Source organism: Paenibacillus sp. FSL K6-1330 (assembly GCF_037976825.1).
Lineage (GTDB): Bacteria > Bacillota > Bacilli > Paenibacillales > Paenibacillaceae > Paenibacillus_AQ.
Genome location: NZ_CP150269.1, coordinates 3,659,293 through 3,672,038 on the forward strand (window position 1 = coordinate 3,659,293; position 12,746 = coordinate 3,672,038).

The following is a 12,746-nucleotide window of genomic DNA, read 5'->3' on the forward strand; positions in this document are numbered from 1 at the left end:
CTGAAAGGAGAGGTGGGAATGTGAGCAAGTCACGATTAACAAACAACCGATTCATGAAACGAATCTGGCAGCACAAGCTCTTTTACTTGTTCATGCTGCCAGGCATCGTCTGGTTTTTTCTGTTCTCTTACGTGCCCTTATACGGAATTCAAGTTGCTTTCAGGGACTATACCTTCGTTGGCGGATTTACCGGGAGTCCCTGGGCAGGATTTAAGTATTTTGAACAATTCTTCAATTACTATCAATCTGGTGACATCATTCGCAACACAGTCATCATCAGTCTCATGAAGCTGCTGATTGGATTTCCGATGCCGATCGTTCTTGCGCTCCTGTTAAATGAAGTGCGGAAGATGAAATTCAAGAAGACGATTCAGACTCTTTCTTATTTACCTTATTTCGTATCCTGGATTGTGGTTGTCACGCTCATGCAGCGTTTACTGACTCCATATGGCGGTCCGGTCAATGACTTGCTGGGGTCATTTGGAGCTGAATCGATTCAGTTCCTGAACAACCCTACCTGGTTCTATCAGATGATTGTCGGGTCTGACATCTGGAAGAATATCGGCTGGAATTCGATTATCTTCATGGCCGCCATTGCGGGTATTGATCAGCAGCTTTACGAAGCTGCCAAGATAGATGGCGCAGGACGTTTCAAGCAGATGTGGCATGTGACACTTCCAGGTATCCGCAATGTCGCCATCATCTTATTTATTCTCGCCGTAGGGAATCTGATGAGCGCCGGGTATGAACAGCTGCTTCTCCTGAATGGACCTGCAACTGCCAGCATGGGCAGCGTACTGGACGTGCATGCCATCAATTCAGGTATCCGGGAAGGTCGTCTTAGTTACGCCGCTGCGGTCGGGCTATTCCAAAGCATCATCGGGCTCATCCTGGTTCTGACCGTTAATCGCATCGCCCGCAAAGTCAGTGATGTATCCCTGTTCTAAGGAGGTGACGTTATGAAACGTAAATGGTCTTTATTCTCGGTGTTCAATTATACCGTTCTCGCTATCATCGGATTTTCCATGATCTATCCGTTTATTTACATTTTGGCGTATTCCCTTAACGACGGAAAGGATTCGATGATGGGGGCGATTTATTTTTTGCCCCGTAAATTCACGCTGGAGAACTACGCGCAGGTATTCGATAATGCCCGCATCTGGAAGGCGTACCAAATTACGCTCATGCGCACCGTGCTGGGGACATTCCTTCATGTTGTGCTGAGTACGCTCATGGCCTATGCACTTTCCAAAAAGACATTGCCGGGCCGCTCTTTTTTCACCTTTTACATCTTTTTGCCGACGATTTTCAGTGCCGGGTTCATTCCGTTCTTCATCACGCTGCAAAAACTGCATCTGATCAACAGCTTCTGGGTGTATGTTCTGCCGATGCTGTTCAATTTCATGCACATCGTCATTATCCGAACCTTTCTGCAAGGCATACCCGAAGAACTGGAAGAGTCTGCTCGCATTGACGGGTATGGCGATTTTCAAATCTTCGTGCGGATTATACTGCCGCTTTCGGGACCGGTGCTTGCCACCATCTCCCTGTTCATCGGGGTGGCCCATTGGAATGATTGGTTCTCAGGTGCTTACTACGTATCCAACAAAGACTTGATCCCGGTGCAGACCCTCTTGCAAGAAATGCTTACGGAAGCTGAGGCACTGTCCAATTCGATGCAGCGAGCCGCGCAGCAGGGCGGGCAGACGATTGGCGGAACCAGCGGCGCTGGTGCTACTCCGGAATCACTCCGGATGGCCTTGCTTGTCATTACGGTCTTTCCGATCTTGTGCATTTATCCGTTCTTACAACGATATTTCGTAAAGGGGGTTATGATCGGTTCGGTTAAAGGTTAGGTCATCCTGACCCGGAATTTGTCTAAAGCTTTACCAAGATCATTGATATCCATATTCCAGGAGGCGATAGGTTTGAAGAGGATTTGGTCGAAAGGCGTATCCGCATTGCTCGTGTCCATCATGGTTGGAGGTTTGCTGATCAGCTGCACGAATTCATCAGGGAACGGAGATAACGGAGAAGGGGCAGAAGGAGAGAATTCATACAAACTCAAAATACTGCACAATTGGAATGGTTCAAACGGTTCGGATGCCATGACGCCCGTGGAGGAAGTCATCAAGGAGAAAACCGGCGTTACTCTCGAATGGGAATATACGAAAGGCAGTGAGACGGAGAAGGTAAACCAGATCTTCGCCACGCAGGATTTGCCGGATATTTATACAGGGCCAGCCTGGGGCGGAGAATTGGATGGCATCATTAAGGCAGCTAAAGAGGGACAATTGGTGGATATATCGGACAAGCTAAAGGATTATCCGAACCTGTCCAAATCCATCGCGGAAGAAAATGTGCCGCCGGCATTATATGAGAAAGCGATTGATGCTTACGAAGGCAAAAAATATTTGATGCTGCAAAATCAGCCGGCCACAAACGAAGACGGCATGGATTGGCTCTATGGCTTCTACGTGCGCAAAGACATCGCCGAGAAAGTTGGCGTCGATCCGCAATCCGTTGTCACGAAGGACGATTTCTACAACTTCCTCAAAAAAATCAAGGATGCCAACCTGCAAGAGAACGGCCAGCCGGTCTTTCCGCTGGGCGGTTTCAGTAACGGCTGGGCTGTTGGCATCGGTAACACCATGTTCTACTCGGGTGCAAGCTATGTAGACAAGGGCGATGGCACGGTTGAGCGTGACTTTTTTACTAAAGGCTATGAAGAATACACCCTGTTTTATCGGAAGCTGGTTGAAGAAGGGCTGCTGGACCCGGAAGCCTTTACCCAGACAGACCCGATCGCCAAGGAAAAAATCAACCAAGGCCGCATCGCCATCCTCGCCGCACACTATCCGGCCATTCTGGATGCCTCCAAGGAGTATGCCGCTTCGCATCCTGGAAGCGAGTACATTCCTCTAGGCCCATTGGAGCGCGCTGACGTCGAGCCGGACAGGCCGGTTGATCTCGGAATCCAAGGCAACAACGTGACGGCGATCACGAAGAACTGTAAAGGCGCTTGCGTTGACGCAGCGCTGAAGTTCCTGGACTTCATGGCCTCGGACGAAGGCTTCATGCTGGCCAGATATGGAGTTCAGGGCGTTCACTGGGACATGAAAGATGGCAAGCCGGTTGCCAACCAGGAATGGTTTGACAAATTCAGCACGGACACCAACATGAAGCTGCGCAAGAACGAAGGCATCAGCATCGGCCTGGAATCACTAACGGGTCTTGATCGCATCAATTCGGTAGCTGGCGGAGACATCTGGGCCGAACAGGAACGGCTTGACGCCATGGAGAATGCCCGCAAAATCCTCCGACCGAACGGCATTCACGTGATTACCGCCTATAACCCGGGCGATGTTATCACGAAGGCGCCGGAATGGGAAATGCTGAAGCCATCGATGGATCGAATGGGGGATGCCTGGAAGGAAGCGGTATTCGCCAAATCGGATGAAGCGGCGATGAGCATCATTAATGAACTACGAGAACAGCTCCGCAAGACCGGATATGAGAAAGCGATGCAGTTCACGAACGAAAATCTGAAGGGGAAAGACGTGGTAACCGTTCAGATGCCGAACTGATGACTTCCATCATCAAGGGAGCCCTGTTTAATACGAAAGGTTTCGCAGCACCTTGGCAACCAAGGGGGCGGAGCCTTTTGTGCTCTCCTTGCCATAGTTTCTAAAGTTTCCAAACCGCAAGGAGATGGAAGGGATTATCAAGAATTAACAAAACATGAAGGAGTTGAAGTTAAATGATAACAAAATTCAGACCTCCATCCGTTCCGCTGGTGACCGTAGATCCTTATTTCAGCGTATGGTCGGCTGCGGATCATCTCTACGATGATCATACCCGTCATTGGACGAACAAGATCCAAGGCATGGTCGGCCTTGCGATCATCGATGGCATGCCTAGACGATTTATGGGGAAGGCAGCAACAGCGGGTTCAACAGACCGTCCCGAGCTCGAAATTCTTCAACAAACCGATCTGACAGTTGAACCGGTAACCACCCGTTATACGTTTCAAGGGGAAGGCATTGAGCTTCAGGTTAAGTTCACCACGCCTTTATTACTGGATGATCTTGATCTGTTATCCCGGCCTGTAACCTATGTGACTGTTCAGGTTCGTTCGATGGATGGGCGTGAACATGATGTAAAGATCTACTTCGATGTCACAGGCGAGTGGTGCGTGCATACACCGGATCAGCAAGTGACCTGGGAGCATCGCGTAATCGATGGACAATTGAATATGATGTCGATGGGTACTGTCGAACAGCCCATCCTGCAGCGTGCCGGAGATGATACTCGAATCGATTGGGGGTATATGGTTCTGGCGGTTCCCCGTACGGAACGGATTCAGACGGTGATTCATTCTGTAGCGAGCCGGGAGTCGTATGTCGGATCCGGTCTGTTACCGTCCGAAGACGATCCGCAGAAGCCGAGGGCCGTATCCAATCATACTCCTGTTATGGCAGTCGAAATCGATCTAGGCCAGGTACGAGAAGAATGGGTATCCGAGTATCTGATGCTTGCGTATGACGATATTCATGCCATCGAATATTTTAACCAGCCGCTGGATGCTTACTGGAAGCGAAACGGATTGACGTTCCACGATATGCTGTTACAGTCCGCCGCCCAATATGAAGACATCATGCAGTTATGCGAGAGCTTCAATCGCGAGCTGATGGCGGAGAGCCTTGCCGCAGGCGGCGAACAATACCGGGATATCTTGGCATTGACGTATCGACAGGCGATAGCCGCGCATAAATTAGTTGCAGATGAAGCGGGGCATGTGTTGTTTTTTTCCAAGGAGAATTTCAGTAACGGATGCATCGCTACGGTCGATGTCAGTTACCCGTCGATTCCGCTGTTCTTAAGATACAATCCTGAACTGGTCAAGGGTATGATGCGCCCGATTTATAAGTATGCCATGAGCCCTGATTGGCCGTTTGACTTTGCGCCTCATGACGTGGGAACGTACCCCAAAGCTAACGGTCAGGTGTATGGCGAGAATAAGCTGGAATACCAGATGCCGATTGAGGAATGCGGGAATATGCTCTTGATGGCTGCTGCGGTGTGCAAGTATGAAGGGAATACGGATTTTGCCCGGGAACACTGGGAGCCTCTTACCGCATGGGCGGGGTATTTACTGCAGCATGGGCTCGATCCGGAAAATCAGCTGTGCACGGATGATTTTGCCGGACATTTGGCGCATAATGCGAATTTGTCCATTAAAGCGATCCTGGGCATTGCTGCGTATTCGTACATGTGTGACCAGCTGGGCTTGCAGGAAGGAGCCTCTTATCCTGCAGCCGCACGAAATATGGCAAATGAGTGGATGTCCATGGCCGATGCAGGAGACCATTATAAACTTACGTTTGACAGTGCCAACGATTCCTGGAGCATGAAATACAATCTGGTATGGGATCGTCTGCTGGAATTAAACCTGTTTCCAAAAGAAGTTGCAGCTCAAGAGCTGGAATATTATAAGCAGAAACAAAATCGTTACGGTCTTCCGCTGGATAGCCGTGATACGTATACAAAAGCGGATTGGCTCGTATGGTGTGCCTCCATGAGTGCTACCCAATCCCAGTTTGAAGCCATGATTGCGCCCTTATGGGATTTCATGAATGAAACCGCTGCTCGCGTTCCGGTGACCGATTGGTATGACACGATGAGCGGAAAGCAGATGAATTTCCAGAACCGCTCCGTCGTCGGTGGATTTTTCATCCAATTGCTGATGTCCCGGTCTGGATTAAATTCGTGAAAAGACAGGTGATGCATTGTGAATAACGTTAATGTTCAGGAGGAAGTAGTCCATAAGGATCTAACGCAGCTGAAGGTGCAATTCGAGAATCCGGACGCCACGTATCGCCCGCAGCCGTTCTGGTTCCTGAATCATGAACTCACGAAGCCGGAGCTGGAAAGCCAGATACAATCGATGTATGAAGCGGGTGTCGGCGGTGTTGTTCTGCATGCTCGTCATGGGATGCAAACCTCGTACCTGTCACCGGCATTTATGGAAGCGTTGGAGTTCTGTACCCTGGAGTGCGAGAAGCGCAGCATGGTGGTCTGGCTGTACGATGAGGACAATTGGCCAAGCGGAACGCTGGGCGGCAAGCTGACCCGTCAGCATCCGGAATATCGCATGCGATACTTAAGGGTCGAAGAGAAAAGATATACGCACGACGGACAGCAGGAAGGCTTGAGGCTGGACTTTGCACGCTGTGATCATAATGAGCTTATAGCCATTCTGGCTTATCGCGCTGTGGAGCAGGACGGGGAATGGCTGCTCTGTGATAAACCCGAGGATCTCACGCATGAATGGGGAGGAGATTGGACGCCGACAACGGAGGATTCTTATATCGTGCTGGCCTGCTGGTCCTGCGAGATCGCGGAAGGCATCACGTTTGCTAAAGGGTACTACTTGGATACGCTGAATCCGGAAGCTGTCCAGGCTTTCATCCGGCTGTCCTATGAGCCGTTTCAGTCTTTGCAGAAATACTTTGGCACAACGATTCAAGGGGTATTTACCGACGAACCCGGGCTTATGATCCACGACGGTTTCTTCGGGGTGGAAGCGATCCGCACGACCGTTCACGATGTAGACGCTACCCTGCCGGGCATGGTCTTCGCTTGGACAGAAGGGATGGCGGAGCGATATCAGCAAGAGAATGGGTATGATCTCATCCCGCGGTTAGGCGCATTGTTATATAACATGGCAGACGGCAGCCGGTCAACGAAACAGCAATACTATGATACGATTACGCGCTGGTATGTTGAGGGTTATCATCATGCGATTCGTACATGGTGTGAGCGGCATGGACTGCTGTACATCGGTCATACGCTCGAAGAGCCGGTCTGGGGACAGGCGAGATCGCAAGGCAATCAGACCCGGGTGCTGCAGCAGTTTCACTACGCAGGTGTGGATTATTTAACGCCTGGCATCGGTACGAAGGAGAATCCGCATCGGATTGTGTCCGTGAAGACAGCCGCTTCTGTCGCGCAGTTGAACAGCAAGGCACGGGTGATCTGCGAATCGTTTGGCGCAAGCGGTCACGGCTATTCCATGCGTCAACGGCGACTCGATGCGAATTTCATGGCATTCCTGGGCGTTAATCTGTTTATCCCGCATGCGTTCTATTACTCGTTTGCCGGGTATCGAAAGACCGATTTCCCGCCGACGGAATTCAAACACGCGCCTCATTGGCCGCATTATCGTGCTTTTGCTGATTATCTCGGACGACTGAGTCTGCTCGGCGCGAGCGGTAAACGTATGCCGGAGGTTCTTCTGCTGTCGCCCATCCATACGGTATACGAAAATATGTTCGTATCCGGTCAATCGAATAAACATCCCGCTTCCGATGTTCTGTTCTCGCTCCTGTCGGATCACATGCTTCGGAGATCCATTGATTACGACTATGTAGACGAGTGTCAGCTTCGCGAAGCCACCCTTATTGATGGGGAAGGGGTGCGATTTAACCAGGGTGGGAACATATATTCGGTTTTGGTTATGCCTGAGATTGAGGTCATGTCGAAGGACATTGCCGCACTTCTTGTTGCCTATGTTAAGCAAGGGGGTACTCTCGTTGCTGTAGGAGCGGTACCGCGGCATAGCGAGTGCTTGCATCATGATCCGGAATTGGCGAAGCATGTGCATGCGCTGTTTGGTTCGACACCGCAGCACGGGGCATTACGCCCCGTTGGCAAAGGGTATAGTCTGTTTTATTCCCTAGAGAATACGCCTCTTGATGATCCATTGGACTCGTTGTGTGAACGTATAAGCGGGTTATTAAGGAACCCCTCTGTTTTACGATGGAAGTTGATCGAAGGACAACATGAGGATTTGATTAGTGTAGAACGTGTGTTCGGAGATCGGGTATATGTGTGGCTGATGAACTGGTCAGAGAAGCCCGTTTCCATGAAGCTTGATGCAAGGGGGGCGAAGTACCGAATCGAAGAATGGGACTTGGAATGCGGGAACATACGCCGGTTAGCCAGCGATTCCGTTCTTATCTATGCACCTGGAGAGCTGCGAGTTCTCTCGGTTGTACCCGAGGAGTGCCCAATCGGTACAGCGGAACAAGTGTTCGATATGACACGGGATTCCACGGATGTCATCGTTCTTGAAGAGCTGTGGCGTTTCCGGACACTTGAACCCAACGTTTGTTTACTGGACCAATGGCAGGTTACGCTCAATGACAGAAAATCCAGGATGAACGCAACGATGCCTGGGCAAGTGAATACGTATCGTACAACGTTTACCTTGACCCAGGAATTGATGGAACGATTGCAATCTCCGAGTTATCGAGTTCATTCAAATCCATCGCATGACGACGAATCCCATAAAATGTTGTTGATTCTGGACGATGTGGAGCAGAATATCCCATCCCATATCGGCTTCCTGCAGCGCAGGCGCAATCTTGAAATCTTCGTGAATGGCGTAAGGCAGAATGCGCTGCAGCCCTCTAACTGGCAGGATCAACACTATAGTAGCGTGGATATCACACCTCATCTATTGGCAGGCGAGAACGAACTTGAAATTCTGACGGTTTCATTGCTGGAACCGATGCCGGCGATTTCATTCCCTGCATTTTTGATTGGACCCTTTGTTATAGAAGATCGAGAAGATCGGATGAGGCTAAACGCGAGTTCAGAACATATGTTTGGTTATTGGTCTTCTGCCGGCTATCCTTATTATGCGGGAGCGGGAGAATACTCGCAGCAAGTGGATCTGACCCAAGTTAGCTTGGCTCCAGATGAGGAATTATGGCTGGAAGCTGACGATATTAGGGAGACGGCTTGTTTATATGTAAATGATATGCAGGCAGGAATCCGATTGTGGCCGTCTTATCACTGGAACATCACGCCATATGTTGAGCAGGGGAATAATCACATTACCATCCGTGCCGCCAATACGCTGGAGAATTTATATGGTAAGTCTGCTTTACCTTCAGGGGTGAATGGAAGGGTAAAGTTGGTTCATCGAACTTTATCAAAAAGAATGTAATATTATGCGATACCTACGAAAATGACTACAGCCGAGTTCAGGTCGTAGTCATTCTTTTATTATAGTTTACATAATATATAATATGTAATCTCGATTCGCAGGATTTGTGTATTCCGAGTTTCAAAGGTGGGATTTTTTCATAGGGACATACAGGATCGGAAACTCCATTCTTACAAACTCATCGATTTACGATAACATTCTCTTAATCCTGAAGACTTACACTTAAGAAGTTTTACGGACGATAACAACTCGGAGGTGCCATGAAATGCAGCTAAAGAAGAAAACCATCATGGTTTTGGCGCTCAGCTTATCCATTCTTTCGCAAGGTATGATCGTTCATGCCAAGGAAGATGGCGCTAGGTTTAAGCCGGAAGGAAACGGCAAATGGATGACAGGAGAGTATCACGCGCATACGTATCAATCCGATGATGCCAGTCAATCCTTACAGGAATTGCTGGATAACGGTTTCCAAAAGTATGGTCTGGATTGGATCGCGGTCTCCGACCATCTTAGAGTTTCTAAACGGGACGATGAGGGAAATCCCCTTACCGGCGGATCTATTCCGTTCTCCAAAGGAATGGCTCAGTATCAGATTCCCAAAATCCAGCAGCTTCAGGAAGCAGGGAAATACAAGGACAACATTATCTTCTCAGGCTTTGAGTGGGACATGCCTACATATGAACATGTGGGAATTGGCATTATAGCAGGCAAATTCGGTTCAGAATCGAGCCTGAAGGCAGCTCGTCAGTTCGAGTATCTGTTCACCGATCGCGATGAAGCGATGTTTGATCCCAAAGACGTGGCCGATTGGAAAAAACAAGACAGCCGGGCCAATACGACGCCTGAAGATGCCCGAACAGCACTAGCCTGGCTCCAGAAAAACTACGCAAACAGCAGTTATGCATTGCTCAACCATCCTTCCAGAAAAACCGTGTATACGATCGCCGATATACGGGATTTCAATAATATCGCGCCGAATGTTGTATTCGGAATGGAAGGCATGCCCGGGAATCAGATGGAACCGGATCGCGGTGGACTTAACTTAACCACACCGGAGAACAGAACCTACGGCGGTGCTGATTTCATGATCGCCAAGGTTGGCGGCGTATGGGATGCGCTGCTTGGCGAAGGACGCGAATTTTGGAACTTTGCGAACTCGGATTCTCATTTTGAGATTAGTGAAAACCGTTTATACTCCAGCGGGTATTGGCCGGGACAATATGCCAAAAACTACACTTGGGTGAATGGAAAAGATATGCAAAGCGTATTGGACGGGATGCGTTCGGGTAAATCGTTCTCCGTCTACGGCGATTTGATTAACGCGCTGGATTATCGCGTTCGTCACGGGAACAAGCAGGCCGAGATGGGAAGTAACCTGCAAGTGAAAAAAGGGAGCCCGATCGAAATTACGATCCGATTCAAAAGCCCAAATAAAAACAACAACGGTGATTCTGTAACCGTAGATCATGTCGATTTGATCTCTGGTGACGTAACGGGTAAAGTCCAACCAGGTACGGCGGCTTACAGCAAAAGCACCAACGATTCGACCAAAGTGGTGAAACGGTTTACGAGCAAGGATTGGAAAACCGATCGGGATGGATACAACGTCATTACTTATCGAACGAAAGCGACGAAGGATCAATATTTCCGATTAAGAGGAACTAATCTTGGCGTAAATGTTGCTGGAGAAACCAGCAATGGCAATCCGCTCATAGATCCAAAAACAGACATCGAAGACAACGAAAAGCGTTTTGAGGAAATAAACAAGCGGAATTATAGTGATCTGTGGTTTTATTCTAATCCGATCTTTGTCAGCGTTGACGACAAGCTGGTTAAAAACTCTAACAAACAGGGGAAGCATCAGTAGGATGCGACTCGCGCTCTATTCAGAAGACTGCCGATTATTCGGCAGTCTTTTTGTTTTTTTCACACGTAGTATAATGATGCATGCATGTCATATAGCTGATCACGTGGATTGTATTTTGCTGCATATCCTATCATTTTATTGTACAAATTGAACGAGGGGTATAGTCTGTTAAGGAGAGGAGAGATGATATGTTTACGATCGGTGAGATATCCAAGCTGTTTCAGATCGATATCCGCACCCTCCGGTATTACGATGATATTGATTTATTTAAACCGGCATCCGTGGATCATCTGACAAATTACCGTTATTATTCGGTCGATCAATTCGAGCAGCTGAACACCATTCTGTATCTCAAGGCGCTTGGCATCCCTTTAAAAGACATTAAGCTTTTTCTGGATGATCGGGAGATTGAACATATACTAACCCTGCTCAAGGAGCAGCAGCGCAGAACGGAGGAGAAAATTGAGGAATATCAAAGAATCCAGGCGAAGATCAAAAGTCGAATTGATCAGATCGAAGATGCCTCAAATAAGGAAGAACTCTATAAAATTCGGGAAGTGGAGCTTCCCGAGAGAGTGATGGTTTTGCTGAAACAGAAAATACATAAAAGCGACAATCTGGATATGCCGATCCGTTTATTGGAGAATAGTACGAAGATGAAGTCCACCATTTTTCTGGGTAAAGTAGGATTATCGATCTCGATCGATCGTTTAATACAACGCAAATTTGATGAATACGACTCCATTTTTGTTATTGTGGAGCAGGAGAGTGAGCATAGCAGCTCCGAAGTCGAAGAGAAGATCTGGCGGAAAGGTACCTATACTTCGATTCGGTTTGCCGGGACACACGAAGATGCAGCGCCTTATTACAGAAAGCTCCTGGATTATATCGAGGAAAAAGGTTACACCCTGATCGAAGATGCGTTAGAGATTACGTACATTGACTATGGGCTTACCGGTGATCCTTCTCAATTCGTAACCGAAATTCAAATGCTTGCTAAATAAACGATTGACCCTCCAGCTGCTGGAGGGTTTATTCTTTGTATCAAAACATATTAGTAGGAGAGAACGACTGTGATAGGAACAATTGTAAACGTAACAACCATTGTTGTAGGCAGCACGATTGGAAATGTATTTAAGAAGGGGATGAGCGAAACCTATCAGGACATCCTGATGCAGGCGATGGGTTTGGCCGTCATGGCACTCGGTGTGAATTCGATTGTGAAGTATATGCCGGATAGCCAATATCCCGTCTTATTCATTATAAGTCTTGCCATAGGCGGTCTGATCGGGGAGAAGCTGAATCTGGAGCAGGGATTTAAAAAGGCGGTGTCGAGGTTTACCAAGGGAAATTTGGCTGAAGGACTAACTACGGCGATTCTGTTGTTCTGTATTGGAACACTTTCTATTATCGGACCGATCGAGAGTGCTTTGAACAATAATCATACCTATCTGTTCACCAATGCCATCCTGGATGGCGTGACGTCGATCGTACTGGCTTCAACCTTTGGCATTGGGATCGTTCTATCAGCCGTGGCCACATTTTGTTGGCAAGGGTTATTGTACGTTATGGCCGGTGCAGCCTCTAGCTTTATCACGACGGAGCTGTTAACCGAAATATCCATTATTGGCGCCATTTTAATTTTTGCTTCAGGCTTAAACATTTTGGGCATTCGGAACTTCAAAACCATGAATCTTACGCCAGCGCTGTTAGTCCCAGTCGTATTCATTACGGTTAAAAATCTGCTCGGTTTTTAACATGAAGCAGGGATTCATACTTATCTCGATTTCAAGGATAACCCGCCTACGGAAGGCGGGTTTTTTGCTGTTATTCTATACCTTGCACGTTGAATAATCCATTGTT

General features: G+C 48.3%; 8 protein-coding genes. All 8 read left to right on the forward strand.

Translation table 11 applies throughout. The features are described 5' to 3' along the window. Positions 1-20: 20 nt before the first annotated feature. The 8 genes from NYE54_RS16555 to NYE54_RS16590 all read left to right on the forward strand — a co-directional run bounded on the left by NYE54_RS16555 (position 21) and on the right by NYE54_RS16590 (position 12,640). Positions 21-947, forward strand: coding sequence for an ABC transporter permease subunit (locus NYE54_RS16555; RefSeq protein WP_098744568.1), 927 nt, complete (start codon positions 21-23; stop codon positions 945-947). A gap of 12 nt (positions 948-959) precedes the next feature. Then, complete coding sequence (locus NYE54_RS16560) at positions 960-1,856, forward strand: carbohydrate ABC transporter permease (RefSeq protein ID WP_098744571.1); 897 nt, start codon at positions 960-962, stop codon at positions 1,854-1,856. Between the two features lie 72 nt (positions 1,857-1,928). Further along, a complete protein-coding gene (locus NYE54_RS16565) occupies positions 1,929-3,587 on the forward strand; it encodes an extracellular solute-binding protein (RefSeq protein WP_339273283.1) in 1,659 nt (552 codons plus the stop codon). 173 nt (positions 3,588-3,760) lie between these two features. Further along, positions 3,761-5,773, forward strand: a complete 2,013-nt coding sequence (locus NYE54_RS16570; protein WP_339273285.1) for a DUF4965 domain-containing protein — start codon at positions 3,761-3,763, stop codon at positions 5,771-5,773. Positions 5,774-5,791: 18 nt separating this feature from the next. After that, the gene (locus tag NYE54_RS16575; protein ID WP_339273287.1) at positions 5,792-9,016 is read left to right on the forward strand and encodes a glycosyl hydrolase; all 3,225 of its coding nucleotides are present in this window, start codon (positions 5,792-5,794) and stop codon (positions 9,014-9,016) included. A 265-nt stretch (positions 9,017-9,281) separates the two neighbouring features. Continuing rightward, entirely contained in the window at positions 9,282-10,883 is a 1,602-nt protein-coding gene (locus NYE54_RS16580) for an S-layer protein (RefSeq protein WP_339273288.1), read from the forward strand. Positions 10,884-11,071: 188 nt separating this feature from the next. After that, entirely contained in the window at positions 11,072-11,887 is an 816-nt protein-coding gene (locus NYE54_RS16585) for a MerR family transcriptional regulator (RefSeq protein ID WP_339273290.1), read from the forward strand. A gap of 69 nt (positions 11,888-11,956) precedes the next feature. Then, positions 11,957-12,640, forward strand: coding sequence for a DUF554 domain-containing protein (locus tag NYE54_RS16590; protein ID WP_339273291.1), 684 nt, complete (start codon positions 11,957-11,959; stop codon positions 12,638-12,640). Positions 12,641-12,746 lie beyond the last annotated feature (106 nt).

What these genes read in the sequence shown, in the direction of transcription:
- NYE54_RS16585 (WP_339273290.1), top strand. Translation starts at nt 11,072, where the DNA reads ATGTTTACGATCGGTGAGATATCCAAGCTGTTTCAGATCGATATCCGC.
- NYE54_RS16580 (WP_339273288.1), top strand. Translation starts at nt 9,282, where the DNA reads ATGCAGCTAAAGAAGAAAACCATCATGGTTTTGGCGCTCAGCTTATCC.
- NYE54_RS16560 (WP_098744571.1), top strand. Translation starts at nt 960, where the DNA reads ATGAAACGTAAATGGTCTTTATTCTCGGTGTTCAATTATACCGTTCTC.
- NYE54_RS16570 (WP_339273285.1), top strand. Translation starts at nt 3,761, where the DNA reads ATGATAACAAAATTCAGACCTCCATCCGTTCCGCTGGTGACCGTAGAT.